The following is a 17,010-nucleotide window of genomic DNA, read 5'->3' as shown; positions in this document are numbered from 1 at the left end:
GAATTAAAACATGCTCCCAAAAAAGCATGATGGTTTAACAAAAAAAAGTAAAAAAATGAAAAAATTAGTAATGAGTTTGGTCGCAGTAGCTGCGTTATCAACTGCAGCATTTGCCGGAACAGGTGCAAAAGCTTCTAAAGAAAATGCAAATGTGAAAACAACCACTGAAAAGCTAGCCGAAAGCAATGCTAAGGCTAAAGTTTCCGAAGCGTCAAAGGAAAGCAAAAGCATGTTGACAAAATGTGTTTATACCCTAAATGTTTACAATGGCAGCGGTCAGGTGGTAGGCACCTACACTTCGCAAACCTATGTGGAAAGTTCCTGTTCAGGATTCTTCGACAACTGTAGAACGATTTATAGACATATGCTTGCAAGTGGCGAACTAGGGATATAGTCTGTACCCTATTTTATTCGAATTACAAATGTTAAAATTTAAGCGGGGCCTAGGCCTCGCTTTTTCCAATCCAACGATCATGAACAAATATTCTCTATTCTTTGTATTCTTATTGGCCGCGACAGTTTCTTATGGCCAAAAACTTAAGGCGGTGTACGAATACCTGCCATCGCCTGCCGCTACTTTTCGGGAAGAGGTTTATTTTCAGGACGGGATAAAAACGTCCGTTCGCGATTCGCTACCACAACCCAAGCCCCATGGCGCCAACAATGGGGATGATGGGGAACTAAGCGGCAGCATGTCGGTGACGCTAGATATGGGCAAAATCTACCGGAACATCGTTATCCAAAAAAATAATGTCCCTCAACTGGTTGAAACGCGTTCGCTCAAAGGCAGCAACTACCTCGTTAGCGATGAGTTTCCGCCTCTCGTGTGGAATACCAATTACACCGATGTAGATACGCTGGGCAAACATATATGTCACAAGGCTACCGCCGTTTACCGGGGTACGCCCCTAATAGCCTACTATACCAACGATATTCCGGTACCTGCCGGGCCTTACAAATTTGGTGGCCTGCCCGGTCTTATCGTCATGCTATATAATGAAGGGGGCAACCCACACTATTGGCTGCTTAAAGAAATTGAATATCCATACGCAAGCGATGTGCCCGTTAACGAAAAATACATAAATGCGCTGCCTAAACTCAGCTTAGAGGACTACATAAAAAAAGAAGATCTCGAAACCGAGGAGCGGATGCGCATGATGATGAGCAAAATGCCTTTGATGGAAGGCGTAACCGTAGAACGCAAAAAAGTTCGTGGCAGTGTAGAACAAGTATATGAGTGGGAAAAAAATTAAGCTTTTAATAGGATGGCTTGGACTATGCCTATTGCCTTTTTTTGCACAGGCACAGGTCGCCATACATGGCAAGGTGAGCGTCAAAGGTGAAGCTTTGGGCGGTGTGCGTATTGATTTGCGTCTTGCGGCCGATTCCCGAATGCTGACCTACACCTTTAGTGATGGCCAGGGAAATTACCGCTTGCAAACTGCACAAAGCGGAAAATTCATTTTGCAGTTTAAATCACTTGGCTCTGAACCGCTTAGCCTAGCTATTGCGCCTACCCAAGCCGACACCCTTATTGATGCGCAAATGCAACCCGGTGGTGTGCAGAGGTTACAGGAGGTCATTGTACACGCCAAACAGCCTTACTTACGGGGCCGGGATACTCTTGAACTGGCGGTAAGCTCTTTTTTGCAGGGCGATGAGCGCAACGTAGAAGATTTGCTGCGCAAAATTCCGGGGATCAACGTAGGTACCGATGGCAGTATCAAGATCGGCAACAAAGAGGTGGAAAAGGTCATGGTTGAAGGTGACGATTTTTTTGAGAAGGGATACCGCCTGCTTACGCAAAATATGAGTGTGCAGTCACTGGAAAAAATTCAGGTACTGCAGCGTTACTCCAATAACAAACAATTAAAAGGTATCGAAAACTCGGACAAGGTCGCCCTTAACCTGCAACTGAAAGCGGAAAGCAAAAACCAGTGGCTGGGTTCAGTGGGGCTGCAGGGCTCACCAATTGGCCCAAAGTATTATCAAGCCAGCGCTAACCTCATGAATTTTGGGAAGCGCAACAAATATTACCTCTTGGCCAGTGGCAATAACAATGGCTACGATGCCGTAAGCAGCATCAACCACCTTATACAGTCCGGTTCGACAAATGAACCCGGACAAATTGGGTTAGATGTAAGCACGCCTACCCTGATTGACAATACACCCAATCTGTCCAACTTCGATTATCGGCGCACGAATTTCAACAACGACAAGCTTATCTCATTAAATACCATTTTAAATCCGATAGCTGCATTCAAAATCAAATGGCTGGGTTTTGCCAATCCAACAAAAAAATCGTTTTACCGCAATACCGTACAGGAGTATAACTTGGAAGACATTCAATTTACCACGAACGAAAACTATGAATTTGCGCGCAAAATCAACAATTATTTTACCAAAGTGGAACTGCAATACGAGCCCACCCCTCATACCACACTGAACTATACCGGTACACTGGGTTCTCTGAACAGCAATGAGCTGGGAACTTTGATTTTTAACAACATATCCAGCTTAGAAACCACCAAAAACAAAGGTTACCTCACCAACCACAACCTATCATACAGCTACAAGCTATCGGAGCGCAAAGCGCTGGTCAGCTCCGTCCGCTTCATCGACCAGCAGTCGCCGGTTGATTACAGTATCAATCAATATTATTACGAAGACCTCTTCGGATCTAACTCGGTGAACGAGGTGCAACAGCATATAGACAACAATCTGCGCTATCTGGGGGCTACTACGCATTATGTAAGCCGGCAACAAAACGGCAATTTCTTCGAGCTGGGATTGAGCTCAACCTATCAAAATCAAGAGCTCAACACCCTGTTTCGGCTACTGCCCGACCCCGAAGCGGAGTACAAAACGGTAGTGTATCCACCAAAATTTGCCAATGAAATGACCCTCCGTTTGTTTCAGACTAACATTATTTCTAAATACACGGTTAAGCACCGCAGCTGGGAAATAACTCCCCGCCTGCAATTAGGCCTGGCAGACAGCCGGCTGATTAATTTTGAGGAACAAAAACACAAAAGCAATCTGCAACTTTCGCCCGGCCTATCAGGAAAATGGGCCATACACCACAAAGGACGGCTGGAAACTGATTTGTTTTTTCAACAGCAGAACACCAAACTTACTGACCTGATACCCAACTATTACACCACGGGCGTGCGCAATTTTATTAAAGGAATGGATAACATGGCAACCTTGAGCAGTTCGGGCGGAACGCTTCAATACACCTACGGTAATATGAGCGACCGGTTTTTTACCAACCTCTGGATCGGGCATCAGATCCTGTTTGACTATATTGGAACGGAAAGCGACCTCAACCCCAATTTTAACCTCGTGCAACAGCGCTTACTCAAAGACAAAACGCTGACCTATGCTAAGGCCGAGCTGAACTATTTTGTAAAATCTCTAAATGGAAATTTAAAGTTGGATGTGGGCTTCAATACAGTTGATTATGAAAACGTGGTCGTCGGCTTGGGCCGTAGGAAAATCCGTACAAACAGATACGACTATGGGCTTTTGTTCAGAAGTTCGTGGAAATCCTGCTTCAATATGTATACAGGATATAGCCTACAAACCAACAACTACCGAATGGAAGGTGAGAAAAATACCTTGACAAATAGCCAAGCTTTTTTAAATCTATTTTTGCGCTTTGGCGAAAATCTGCAGTTGAGCCTCAAGAACGAATCTTATCGTTTTGGGTCCATGCCCCAACAAAAAAAACAAACTTATTATTTTTCGGACTTTTCAGTATTTTACGACCTCAAAAGATACAAGACCCGCTTTGACATAACAGCCAAAAACATTTTTAACACCCGCTCTTTCAGAAACGCCATGCTCACAGACATTTCGCGTTCCACCACCGAATACCGGCTCTTGCCCCGGTACATAAGCTTTGGAATAGACTATAATTTTTAAGTTTTTAGGAAAAGGCTTTAATGAAAATTGCCGGCCTAATTCAGCTATATATAACTGGAAAGTATAAGGTTACACTGCCAAGCGGATAAGCGTATTGTACTCGATCAATATTCACTGCTTGAATGAAGTCGATGCAATAAAAATAAAAGGTACTGTTTTAAATTCCAAATATTTAGACAAAAAAGTATTTTTGTATTCTAAAGAAGTTCAGCTTCTGAACTATCTAGTGTAGTCTCGGTTTTCGGATCGGGACTACTTACTTTATAATTTTCTATAAACACGGTATCATTTTTCCAAAGTGTATACATTAAGATTAATAATTTTCTCTGTACGGCAACCTGTCCGACCATTTTTGACGGCTTTTTCTGGATGATTCTCGTGTAAGCTTCCTTTAGCACAGAATTATGCCTACAAGCTACCATAGCCGGAAAATACAGCGCATTCCTGATATACCTGTTCCCCTTTTTCGAGATCCTGGTTTTTCCTTTTACAGATGTCCCAGATTCCCGCTGAACAACATCGTATCCAGCATAGCTGACAAGTTGTTTGGCGCTACCGAACTGTTCAAACCCCATTGTTTCGGCAAGAATGGTAACCATGGTGATCATTCCAATCCCCTTTATTGTTGCAAGCTTCTCTATTTTTTTATGGAGCCCCAGGTCTGACTTTACCAGCCTGTTGATTTCCCCGATGCATCTGCCAATCTCCTTATCTATCTCAGAAATAAGTTTTTTATTGCTTTTTAGTATAAAGATCTGGATAGCATGCGAACAGTCCTTACTATGTTTGATGTTACCTAATGCCGTTTTCTGCTCCTGTAGCTGGACATGGTATCTGGTCAGATTTCTCAGCTGCAATAAGACTGGTGGAGGAGGACTCCATGCTTTATGGATCCTTTCTACACCGAATTGACTCAGGATCCGTGCATCAACAGCATCCGTTTTGGTCTTGATATTGAGGCTCGAAAAATAGTGCTTTGACGTATTGGGAAGAACAACATGAACCCTTTTCTTAATCTTATGCAGATGGTGGGCAAGGTTCTCATAATACACACCGGTAGCCTCCATCAAAAAAACAAGTGCTGCATCTTTCGCAATGACTCCTTTGGCCCAACGCAGAAACTGGTTGAACCCTTTGCTATCATTACTGAAATCCACTGTCTTGGAGAACACTAATTCTCCATCATCTGAACACTGACACAGACATGCTGTGAATGTCGCTTTTGAGATATCTATCCCAATGCATTGTTTACTAATAGCCATAGTCAAGAATTTAAATCGTATCGACTTAATCCTCCTTCGTCTATCCTTTTGTTTTATCCAGGCTCGAAATAGCGGCCTTAAGTACTGTTCAGACTCCTGAGAATAAAATCGTGTGGACAATTCCTTTTTTACGGTATAACGATCTGTTTACCTAGCCACATCTCGTCTCACACGAACAGCCAATACATTTTGTATAACAACAATATAATGACCTTTTCTAATTTCTCAGTAAAAATAAAAGCCACATCTTTCAATGTGGCTCTACTGCATATATATTTACTTGAGATGGCTCTTACTTATAAACGTTGACTGAACTGGATACTTTCCAGCTATCGCCTTCTCGCGTCAAAGTCTCTAGATCAGTTTTTGTAAAGTTTTCAAACTTCATTGTCACCTTGGCTACCATATAGTAAGTTGACTCTTTGATAATATTGGCATTTACTCTGCAATCCAAGCGTTTACCCTTTTGTTTTTTCCAAGTATTTAACAACCGCTTCACAGCTGTTGGTCTTTGCATTGGAAGCTTGAACCTTTTGGCTGAAATCTTCGGCAAAAAGTTGTTCTACACCTAACGACTCTCCCTAGATAGTTGCTGCAATGTAATACTCTAAAGCGAAGTCTGCTGTTGAAGGGTCACTAGGAATAAATGGATATATTTTTTATTTTTATATCAGTCATTTAACAAAAATTATCACTGTTAACCGTTTTATGAAAGTACTAGTATCAGCAAGTTTTAAAAAACATGCACGCAAAACAATCCTATCTATTTTCGTTTTTGCTTTTACCTATATTTTCCTGCTCTTATTTGCAATAGGAATAACAATTGGTTTTACCCTTTTAGGTTTATTAATCTTTACCTCCAAACCGATGTTCTTAACAGCTATTGCCTGTATAGGTTTGTTCGCCTCCGGTCTTACCGTCTTATTTTTTCTTATAAAATTCATATTTGCTTCGACAAAAGTAGATACCGATCATCTCACCGAAATTACCGAGCATGATGAACCTGAACTATTTTTGTTGATCCATCAGATTGTTAGCGAAGTCGACACCAGCTTCCCAAAAAAAGTATTTCTATCTCACGATGTGAATGCTTCAGTATTTTATGATTCCAGCTTTTGGAGCATGTTTCTTCCTATAAGAAAGAATCTACAGATTGGTGTAGGATTGATCAATGCTGTAACTCAACAGGAATTAAAAGCTATTCTTGCACATGAATTCGGACATTTTTCACAGAAAAGTATGAAAGTTGGCAGTTATGTTTATCATGTCAATCAAATTATCTACAATATGCTTTACAAAAATGAATCGCTGGATAATACTTTTGAAAAATGGGGAAGTGTAAGTGGCTATTCGGCTATTTTTATCGGCATATCGGTCTTTATCATCCAACAGATTCAAAACATCCTGAAATACTTGTATAAATATGTTAACCTAAATTATCTGGCATTGTCTCGGGAAATGGAATTTCATGCGGATGAAATTGCAGCTCACGTTGCAGGTTCTAAAGCCTTGGCAGACTCATTGCTGCGTCTGGGTTTTGCAAATCATGCTTTAAATTATATTTTCAATTTTTACGAAGGAAAAATCAGCGAAAATATCCGGAGCAACAATATTTATCACGAACAGAATTGCGTGATGCTTCTTCTTGCGGAAAGATCTAGGTATCGAGTTCAGGGAGGTTTCCCACAGATCGAATTAGCAACATTAAAAAAATATGATAAATCAAAATTGAATCTCGAAAACCAATGGGCTTCCCATCCGACCGATGAAGAACGCGTGAAAGCCTTGTGGAAACTTGATATCATAAAAAACGATGTTTCCAATGAACCTGCTATTGCTTTACTTTCAAATGGTGCTGCAATAGCTGATCAAATTTCTGAGAAGTTATTTTCGCATATTCAATATCAGCAGGTACCGGCAACTTTGAACCTTAGTGAATTCAAAGATAATCTTGAAACTCAGATCAACAGATATACAATCAATGCAAAATTTAACGATTTCTATGATTACAACAATCCTCTTCTAAAGGGAGACTTAGCTACTGCTGATGAACATGAAGAGCTGACATTTGAGGAATTGTTTGCAGATCGTAAAATTGAGTCATTCTATGAACTCAACGGTCTAAAAAGTGATAAACATATCGTGGAAGCCATACAAAAGGGGGACATCAAATTAAAAACCTTCGATTATGATGGAAAAAAATATCGGGATATCGATGCCGATGAACTCTTGCTAAAAATTGAGAATGACATCCAGGATATAACGCGTCAGGTAGATAGCTATAATTATCAAATACATCATTACTTTCTACAACTATCCATCGTACAGGATCGTAAGGAAGAATTTGATCAGAAATATTACGATTTTGCAGCTTTTCACAAAACATTTGATGAATCTCAAACCATGTACGATGATATGAACGAAAACACGGCATTTTTCTTTCAGACTCTGCCATTTGGAGAAATTGAAGCTAGAGTGAGCGATCTCAAAAGAAGGGAAGTATCTTTCAAAAAGAGATTATCCGAGCTATTATCACTACAGGAAAACATACAGCCCCCAATGGACACAGCCTTATTGTCAACACTCAATAAATACATCAATACCGACTTGTTGTACTTTAATGTAGATCAATACAAAGAGGAAAACCTGCAAATTTTGCTCCAAGCGATTGCTGAATATAAAAGATTACTGGATGATATCTATTTCTCAAAGAAAAAGACATATTTAGATTTTATACTTAGGCTTGAAGAAGACAAAGCTCGACAATAAAAATAGAAGCCACATCTCACGACGTGGCTAAACAGCTTATATATCTGTAAGGGATGGCTCTTATTTATATGAATGAATTGATTTGAAAACCTTCCAACTGTCATTCTCGTAGGCAAAGGTCGCAAGGTCAGTCATGCTAAAGTGTTCAAATTTCAGTGTAATTTTTGCAATCATATAATCTGCCGATTTTTCGACGATCTTGATATTCACTTTGCAGTTAAGAATTTCTCCATTTTGATTTTTCAATGATCGAATCACTGCATTACGCCCGTAGGTCAATACACTGGAGGCCTGTATCTTTTGACTAAAATCTCCGGCAAACAACTGCTCTACGCCCGCTGATTCACCCTTCGTCGTTACCGCAACATAGTGATCAAGGGCGAAATCTGCTGTGGAAAGATTTACGCTTTCTTTCTTTGATCTAGAGCCAGGTCCTTCTGCTGCCATAGCCCATGCAGATATGGCGATTAAGGTTGCTGCCACAAGTGCCTTTACGAATGCTTTCATAATGTCTTTATTTTGTTAGTTATATTGTTCTTACCTCTTAATTCAAAACTCCTATCTAATATGCATGTAACCTATGGACTTTAGGCCAATGATCTTTGAAACGTTTTATCACCTGCATGCCAAATACTATACCATGAGCCGAAATAAGTCCATTTATGGCTTCTAGGTCGAATAATGGCTTTTTCAAGGATTTTTCTGAAAAAGGAGATGTGCGGATTCGAACAGTTTAGAAACATTTTGTTCGCACGCGTACAATGCACTCTTCGCAAGCTGCTTGTATACGTAAGAAAATAAGATAGAAAAGATAAGACCTACTAAAATAAGTACTTGTTAGCGAGGTAAGGTTAGAGCGGTTCGCGAGTGGTTTAACGATCGCTTGGTTTTGGATAAATTAACCTCAAAACAGGAGTTTATTTGTATGAGTTAACTCAATGCGGTAAATACCATTTACCCAAATTGATGATGAAGTTACAAAAACAACCGCCATCTGTCGTCAAACAATTGAAAATACAAAATAATAAAGACAAAAGGCAACAGGAAAGTAACATCTAGCACTAGCTATTGGATTTCATTTACGAGAATTGACTTGAATAATTACCCGGCATTACTTTTGCGCACCAAAGTCACGAGATCTGCTGTTGTGAAGACACCGAATCCGAATTATTCATCTCTTAAGTGAAGAGTTGTACTTAACTAACTTCTTGATCATTACCCAATTTTTAGAAGCAATATTTTTGATTAAAACAGCTTCAATGAAATTCCCTAGAGGACTTTGGTGACTATTTCACCCCCTTATTTTGCTTTAAATCCCCTCGAATTATCTAATTGATTGTGTCGATAATTGTAATCAACATAACTCAATTTATAACCAAAACTCTTATTAATGAAAAGATGGAAGAAGATTAAATCTCGTCTAGAAATTTTTATATTTCTGATGACGGCAACTTGTTGCGCAACTTTGGCCCAACAAGTTCGTGTAGAAGGAAAGGTTTACTCAGCAAGTGATGGGAAGGCTGTATCGGGGGTCACTGTTAGCGTCTCAGGAAGTAACTTGCGTGTGTCTACAGATGGTAACGGAAAATATGCACTTACTGCCAACAAAACAGCAACGCTGATATTTAGTAGTGTTGGCTATGCACGCCAAGAAATTTCCTTGGTCGGAAAAAAAACAGAAGCCAACAACACTATTATCCTAGACACTGAAATCAAGCTCAACGAAAACGTTATCGATGATGTCGTAGTGACTGGTTTTGGACAACGTGAGAAAAGGACCTCCATGGTAGGAGCTGTAACTACCATCAACCCCAAGGAATTAAAGGGCCCAACCAGTAACCTTACAACCATGCTCGCTGGAAGGGTGGCTGGTATGATTGCTTTTCAACGTAGTGGCGAACCCGGGTCGGACAATGCAAATTTCTTTATCAGGGGACTTGGAAGTTTTGGCACAGGAAAACAAGATCCGCTGATCCTTATTGACAATATCGAATCCTCACCTACGGATATGGCCCGTTTGCAGCCTGACGATATTGCTAGTTTTTCAGTGCTTCGTGATGCCAATGCAGCTGCAATGTATGGTGCACGAGGGGCGAATGGTGTAGTGCTGATCACGACAAAACTGGGTAAGGAAGGTGCTACAAAATTTGAATTCCGTACGGAAAGTAATATTTCAACAAATACTAGAAATTTTAAGTTTGCAGATAATATCCGTTATATGGAAATGGCAAATGAAGCTTATCTGACCAGGCCGGCTGATGCTGCTAGCGGACAAGGACTTCCTTACTGGCAGACTAAAATTGACCATACCAGAGCCGGTGACAATCCACTACTCTATCCCAATAACAATTGGATCGACCAACTTATTAAAGATTACACGATCAATCAGCGAAACAACCTGAATATCAGCGGCGGTGGTGCTAAAGCAAAATACTACCTATCCGGTACCTATAATATCGATAATGGTATTCTAAAAATGAATGGAATCAACAATTTCAACAATAATATCAAATTAAAAAATTACTCTGTTCGCTCCAATCTCGACATTAACTTTACCCCTACGACGGTAGGTATTGTACGTGTATATGCACAGTTTGATGACTATAACGGACCTATTGGTAGTACAGATGAAAATGGGAGCCGTATCAATGGAGGGGCGGCGACATTCAGGCGTGCTATCTGGTCAAACCCAGTGATGTTTCCGGCTATTTATCCCTCATCCTATATGCCCTATATGAATCATCCCTTATTTGGTAATGCTTTAAATAGAAATGGGGGACTATTTGTAAACCCCTACGCAGAAATGGTGCGTGGCTACCAGGAATTCAATACGTCTACGATCATGCCCCAGATTCAAATCAACCAAAACCTGAATGCCTTGATTCCCGGGCTGAGTCTGACGGCAATGACCTACGTCAAACGTTATGCTTATTTTGAAGTAAGTCGTAAGTACAATCCATTTTATTATACCGCATCGGCGGATGCTAGTGGAGATTTGAATATTCGTGTCATGAATGATGGTTCTTTAGGCTCGATAGGAACAGTTGGTACAGAATACCTAGATTATTCAGAATCTGCAAAAGAAGTAAACTCTATGTTTTATGCTCATGCGATCGCCAATTATAACCATGGATTTGGTAAGCACAACGTGGGGGCCACGGTGATCGGGCTGGTTCAAAATTCATTGAGTGGAAATGCTGGAAACCTCCAGTCGTCGCTCCCTTCACGCAATGTTGGTCTGTCGGGGCGATTTTCCTACAATTATGATGACAGATATATTGCCGAATTCAACTTTGGCTATAATGGCTCCGAAAGGTTCGCGAAAAATCGCCGCTTAGGTTTTTTTCCGTCATTCGGGCTTAGCTATAATATATCCAATGAATCTTTTTTGGAACCTGTAAGAGATATTATTTCAAAACTAAAGATTCGTGCCACACATGGGTTTGCTGGTAACGATCAAATCGGTCGTTCACAAGATCGCTTTTTCTATTTATCGGATGTGGATATGAATGCATTTCCGATAGCTTTTGGTGAGCTTTCGGGCTATAGTAGGCCAACGATCTCTATACGCCGCTATGCAAACCAAGATATCACATGGGAAAGATCACGTCAGACAAACCTTGGGCTGGAACTGGGACTCTTTAAAGAACTTGAATTAAATGTAGATGTATACAAACAAATCCGGAGCAATATCCTCACCGGACGATCTTATATCCCCAGTACCATGGGACTCAGAGCTGCAATCGTTGCCAATACCAACAAAGCTGAAAGTAAAGGTGTGGATGTAACGCTAAACTACAATAAAAATTTTGGAGACAGCTGGTACATTCAAGGTCGTGGTACAATGACTTATGCAGTAAGTAAAAAACTAATTGTCGACGAACCTGCCTATAAAGAAGCAAGTCGATATACCGTAGGAACTTCCGCATCACAAGAATTTGGCTATATCGCTGAACGATTGTTTGTAGATGATCAGGAAGTATTGAATTCACCAGTCCAGTTTGGAAAACCGGGATTAGACTACCTAGGTGGGGACATCAAATACCGTGACATCAATGGCGACGGACAGATTACAGATCTAGACCGTGTCGCAATAGGATATCCAACAACCCCCGAATTGATCTATGGTTTTGGTGGTACGATAGGTGGAAAGGGCTTGGATTTCAGCTTCTACTTCCAAGGATCTGCAAGGTCTTCGTTTTTTATCAATCCTGAAAATATTTCCCCTTTCTACTTAAATGGTGGTTCCCAAAATGGTCTTTTGCAAGCTATTGCTGATAGTTATTGGAGCGAAGAAAACCGAAACCTATATGCCTTTTGGCCACGACTGAGTGAGAATGTCATTGACAACAATAATCAGCGAAGCACATGGTGGATGCGCAATGGTGCTTTTCTACGGTTGAAAACGGTGGAAATGGGCTATACCTTTAAAGATAGCTTAATGAAACGTCTTAAAGCAAAAAATTTACGGATATATGCCAACGGTATGAATTTATTTGCATTGAGTTCATTCAAGATGTGGGATGTCGAAATGGGCGGAAAAGGAATCGGATATCCGATTCAGGCCGTATATAACATTGGTTTACAACTGAGCTTTTAATGTTTATCACACATAAGAAATAATGAAAAATAAAAATATGAAAAAGACAGCAACCTATATTGCATACATTTTGTTTAGTGCTTTTGGAGTTTCTGCCTGTAAAGATTATATCGATGTCGTTCCAGATAACGTTGCGACGATCGACAACGCATTTTCCTTGCGTAATGAAGCAGAAAAATTTCTATTTACCTGCTACTCATGGCTGCCTAATAATTCGGACGCACAAAGCAATATTGGTTTTCTTGCAGGCGACGAAGTATGGCTCCCAGTTGCACAGCGTGAAATTTATCCGGCCAATAACTGGCGTATAGCACGAGGTGGGCAAAATGTCAATCAACCACTGGTAGACTCCTGGAGAAGTGGCTTATGGATTGCAATTCGAGATTGTAATATCTTTTTAGAAAACGTAGCTGATCTATCCAAAGTACCTGATCTATCTAGCGATGACCGCTCGAGATGGATAGGCGAAGTATTGTTTTTAAAAGCATATTACCATTATCTATTATTCCGCCAATATGGTCCAATTCCTATTGTCGAAAAAAATATATCACTTGATGCAAACCAGTCCGCTGTCCGGGTGGAACAACGCCCAGTCGACGAGGTCGTCAATTACATCGTCACTTTACTTGACTCTGCGGCACAGAAGGCTGTTCCATTGGTTATTCCCAACCAAACAGCGGAACTAGGACGAGTGACCAAACCAATTATCCAGGCGATCAAGGCAGAGGTATTGTTGACAGCTGCGAGCCCACTGTTCAATGGAAATGCAGATTACCAGTCCATGCGCAATACAAAAGGTGAACAACTATTTAAACCGTCTTATGATGCTTCAAAATGGACTAGAGCCGCTGAAGCAGCCAAAGTTGCCATTGAAACTGCTGATGCTGCAGGCATACGATTTTTCCCCTTCAATAAAGCAGAATATGGACAGTTTAAAATGAGCGACGTGACAGCCAAGGTACTTGGTATCAATCTAGGATTCAATGAACGCTGGTCTTCCGAACATATATGGGCAAATCCCAATCATCAGGCATGGAATATACAACGGGATGCAATGCCTTTATTAACGCCAGAGGCGGTAGTAGGAACTGCAAGACAGCATTTGAGTGCGCCCCTGAAAATAGCAGAAATGTTTTATACAAAAAATGGCGTACCTATCAATGAAGACAAAACCTTGGACTTTAACGACAAATCAAGCCTACGTGTGGCGACGGCAGCAGATCGTTATTACATTAAGGAGGGATATACAACGGCGCGTCTAAATTTTGACCGAGAGCCGCGTTTTTATGCTGATCTAGGTTTTGATGGCGGGATCTGGTTTAAATTTGATACCAAAAGCTTGTCGGACGAAGACACCTATTATGTGCAGGCGAAATTAAATCAACCTGCCGGAGCAAATAACCATGGTTGGATTAATGAAACGGGATATTTTCTTAAAAAACTAGTCAATTGGGAACAGGCATTTAGCAGCAATGGTGTCAGCTATAAATATTATCCTTGGCCAAACACACGATTAAGTGATATTTATTTGATATATGCTGAAGCATTAAATGAAGCAAACGGTCCCTCAAGTGAGGTCTATACATATTTAGACCGTATACGTGAGCGTGCCGGAATCCCTGGAGTCCTATCTTCTTGGAGCCAGTTTTCTTCAAACCCTGACAAACCTACTACCAAAGATGGCCTTCGTGAGATCATTCAACGTGAACGAATGATCGAATTAGCCTTTGAGGGAAAACGTTATTGGGATTTGAGACGCTGGAAATTAGCGGTTAGATATTTCAATCAGAATATCACCGGTTGGAGCGTAAACCAAGAGGTCAGCAACGACTACTATCAGGTAAGGACACTATTTCAACAAACGTTTGTGGCTCCCAGAGATTATTTCTGGCCCATAGCCCAAGGCGAATTAACTGTAAATCCTTCATTGATTCAAAATATAGGTTGGTAGTCCATTTAATTTACCCTTAAAGTCATTAGAAAATGAATATAAATAGAAAACTGATGCAGTCCATATTTTTCATCTGCATCCTATTCCATAGTTGTAAAGAAGAAATCCAGGTTGCACCAGTCATCAACAGTAACGCACCAGGACAAGTCAGCAATATCAAGGTAGAAAATTTACCTGGCGCGGCAAGAATTACATATACCCTACCGAAGGATCAGGATCTGTTGTATATCAAAGCGGTTTATCAGTTAAAATCCGGAAAGGAAATGGAAGTAAAATCTTCCTACTACAACAACACGCTGCTAGTCGAAGGTTTTGCAGATACAAATCCTCATCAGATTAAGTTGTATGCCGTGAATAGAAGTGAGATTAGTTCTGCCCCTATTGAAGTAGCTGTAGTTCCCCAAGAAAATCCGATCTGGGCTACTTTTCGAAGTTTGGAGGCGATTCCTGCTTTTGGAGGCATCCGGATTACTGCTGAAAATGAAACCGAGAAAAATTTGACGGTCATGGTTATGGTGGATTCACTCGGTGAGTGGGTACCTTCAGTAGATAACATCTATACTTCGGCCAAACAAATCTCACGCACCATTCGTGGATTCCAACCAAATCCCAAACAATTTGCTATTACAGTCAGGGACAAATACATGAACTTTACCGATACACTTGTCACTACATTAACCCCGCTCTTTGAAACAGCATTACCAAAATCGCGGTACACGGCTGTTACCTTGCCTACGGATACCAAGCAACAATATGCCTCCACAGGCCTATCCAAAATGTGGGACGGGGATAATTGGAACTGGCCCAATATTTCTTTAACAGATGTCACCGTCAACGGTCCACAATGGGTTACATTCGATACCGGTATCATGGCCAAAATGAGCAGGATCGTCATTTGGGACTATCCGGAATATACCAATAATGGTCGGATGTATTACTATGGCGGAAATGTACGATTCTTTGAAGTGTGGGGGTCTGACAATCCACCATCAGACGGTAGCTGGAATAACTGGACACTCTTGGGTACATTTGAAAGTAAAAAACCTTCTGGATTACCTATGGGACAACAAACCGACGAAGATTATCAGCTCGCTAATTCGGGTTTAAGTTTTGACTTTGATGTGAGTGCACCAAAGGCTCGTTATCTCCGGATCAAAACCATTAAAAATTGGCAGGGGTCATCGTTTATGTCAATCGCCGAATTACAGGTGTATGGCGATCCACGTTAATACGATCTATTTCATTATCAATTAGACTATTATGAAAATACAACATATTAAAACAATCTTTATAGCAACCATGCTAAGTGTAACCATGCTTTTTTTACTTTGCTGTTCAAAAAGTGATGACTATAAAAAGTACCTAGAAGGTGGTGAAATAGCCTATACCGGGAAAATCGATTCAGTGAAGATATATTCAGGCAATGAGCGAGTTTATATTACCGGATTATTTATGGCTGATCCGAAAGTAGAACGGCTCAAAATATATTGGGATAATAGAAAAGATTCCACAGAGCTTAAAATTAATCGGACTACAGGAGTAGATACCCTGAAGCTATCATTGAAAATAAGTGAGGGCGTACACAATTTCGAACTTATTACCTTTGATGCGCAAGGCAATAAATCGTTGAGTGTGTTTAGAACAGGCGTATCTTATGGTGAGAGGTTCAGTTCGGGGCTTATTAATAGACCAAGCTATAGCGCCGACTATTTTGCTGGAGATCAGAAAACGACGGTCAATTGGGGGGGTATCGATCTAACAAGTGGTGCCCAATTTACAGAAGTTGAATATACAAATACAGCAGGAAAATTGGTCGTCCAGCGGGACTCCATTAAATTTGGCAAAAGTGTGCTTGCAAACTTTTTACCCGGAAAACCATTTCGTTACCGTACGTTATTTGTTCCAGATTCGCTAAGTATCGATACATTCTACACAAATTATTCTGCAAATATATTGCCTAAGGAGGTGTATCTTAAAAATATGAACTTTCCTTTCGAGACATTGGAAATGGGCGGCGATCGATGGGGCACTCCAGCTTATTGGCTGGTCAACGAGGCAGCAAAAAACTACAGAACCTCCGAAGTAAAATACTATGGCGGGATAGAGATCAGGGATAAAAAGGCTTGTTTATCTTTGGAAGCTGGCTGGTGGCAATGGGCTTCTCCTTCTCCTAACTTAGCTCCTATAGTAAATGGCAAGATTTACCAAACCACCAACCTTCAGCCCGGCAAATATCGTTTTACTGTCTCAAAAATTGACAAAGGGAGTGCGGGGGTAGTTAATCTTCTCGCCGCAAAAGGTAACAGACTACCTGATCAAGCAGACTTAAACACAGCCATCAGCTATAAAACGATATCGGGAAACCAGGCCATTCTTGAGTTTACGGTAATCGAAGCAGGATCGGTAACCTTGGGCTTTCTTGGAAACATGAATGGAACTGCTTCCGATGGCTCCTATTTTAAAGTTTCGGGTAATATGATTTTCGAAAAATTATAACCTAT

General features: G+C 40.8%; 11 protein-coding genes. 8 read left to right on the top strand and 3 right to left on the bottom strand.

Features of this window, described 5'->3' with window-relative positions:
- Positions 1-55: 55 nt before the first annotated feature.
- From DCO56_RS26160 to DCO56_RS26150, 3 genes are read left to right on the top strand one after another with little or no spacing between them, the layout of a single operon-like run.
- Entirely contained in the window at positions 56-394 is a 339-nt protein-coding gene (locus tag DCO56_RS26160; protein WP_146191144.1) for a hypothetical protein, read from the top strand.
- A 28-nt stretch (positions 395-422) separates the two neighbouring features.
- Positions 423-1,253, top strand: a complete 831-nt coding sequence (locus DCO56_RS26155) for a GLPGLI family protein (protein WP_108636626.1) — start codon at positions 423-425, stop codon at positions 1,251-1,253.
- Complete coding sequence (locus DCO56_RS26150; protein WP_108636625.1) at positions 1,234-3,927, top strand: hypothetical protein; 2,694 nt, start codon at positions 1,234-1,236, stop codon at positions 3,925-3,927. The genes DCO56_RS26155 and DCO56_RS26150 overlap by 20 nt, the downstream gene beginning before the upstream one ends.
- 197 nt (positions 3,928-4,124) lie before the next feature.
- Here the strand turns inward: DCO56_RS26150 and DCO56_RS26145 are convergent, their stop codons facing one another.
- Both DCO56_RS26145 and DCO56_RS26140 read right to left on the bottom strand, forming a co-directional pair.
- A complete protein-coding gene (locus DCO56_RS26145; RefSeq protein ID WP_108634995.1) occupies positions 4,125-5,189 on the bottom strand; it encodes an IS110 family RNA-guided transposase in 1,065 nt (354 codons plus the stop codon).
- Positions 5,190-5,481: 292 nt separating this feature from the next.
- On the bottom strand, positions 5,482-5,706 hold the full coding sequence (locus DCO56_RS26140) for a hypothetical protein (RefSeq protein WP_108636624.1): 225 nt from the start codon (positions 5,704-5,706) through the stop codon (positions 5,482-5,484).
- A 191-nt stretch (positions 5,707-5,897) separates the two neighbouring features.
- Between DCO56_RS26140 and DCO56_RS26135 the strand changes: the two genes are divergently transcribed.
- Positions 5,898-7,958, top strand: coding sequence for a M48 family metallopeptidase (locus DCO56_RS26135; protein WP_108636623.1), 2,061 nt, complete (start codon positions 5,898-5,900; stop codon positions 7,956-7,958).
- A gap of 60 nt (positions 7,959-8,018) precedes the next feature.
- On the opposite strand, the gene DCO56_RS26130 is transcribed toward DCO56_RS26135, so the two are convergent.
- Positions 8,019-8,465, bottom strand: a complete 447-nt coding sequence (locus tag DCO56_RS26130) for a nuclear transport factor 2 family protein (RefSeq protein WP_108636622.1) — start codon at positions 8,463-8,465, stop codon at positions 8,019-8,021.
- Positions 8,466-9,348: 883 nt separating this feature from the next.
- Here DCO56_RS26130 and DCO56_RS26125 point away from each other — a divergent pair.
- The 4 genes from DCO56_RS26125 to DCO56_RS26110 are packed head-to-tail and all read left to right on the top strand — an operon-like array spanning position 9,349 to position 17,005.
- Positions 9,349-12,558, top strand: coding sequence for a SusC/RagA family TonB-linked outer membrane protein (locus tag DCO56_RS26125; protein WP_108636621.1), 3,210 nt, complete (start codon positions 9,349-9,351; stop codon positions 12,556-12,558).
- 37 nt (positions 12,559-12,595) lie between these two features.
- Complete coding sequence (locus DCO56_RS26120) at positions 12,596-14,509, top strand: RagB/SusD family nutrient uptake outer membrane protein (RefSeq protein ID WP_108636671.1); 1,914 nt, start codon at positions 12,596-12,598, stop codon at positions 14,507-14,509.
- 32 nt (positions 14,510-14,541) lie between these two features.
- On the top strand, positions 14,542-15,738 hold the full coding sequence (locus DCO56_RS26115) for a DUF5000 domain-containing lipoprotein (RefSeq protein WP_108636620.1): 1,197 nt from the start codon (positions 14,542-14,544) through the stop codon (positions 15,736-15,738).
- Positions 15,739-15,769: 31 nt separating this feature from the next.
- The gene (locus DCO56_RS26110; RefSeq protein WP_108636619.1) at positions 15,770-17,005 is read left to right on the top strand and encodes a DUF4998 domain-containing protein; all 1,236 of its coding nucleotides are present in this window, start codon (positions 15,770-15,772) and stop codon (positions 17,003-17,005) included.
- Positions 17,006-17,010 lie beyond the last annotated feature (5 nt).

The sequence above is a fragment of the Sphingobacterium athyrii genome (genome assembly GCF_003071065.1).
Taxonomy (GTDB): Bacteria; Bacteroidota; Bacteroidia; order Sphingobacteriales; family Sphingobacteriaceae; genus Sphingobacterium; species Sphingobacterium athyrii.
The sequence above is the reverse complement of the archived record's forward strand: the minus strand, read 5'-3'. Positions and strand labels throughout refer to the sequence as shown.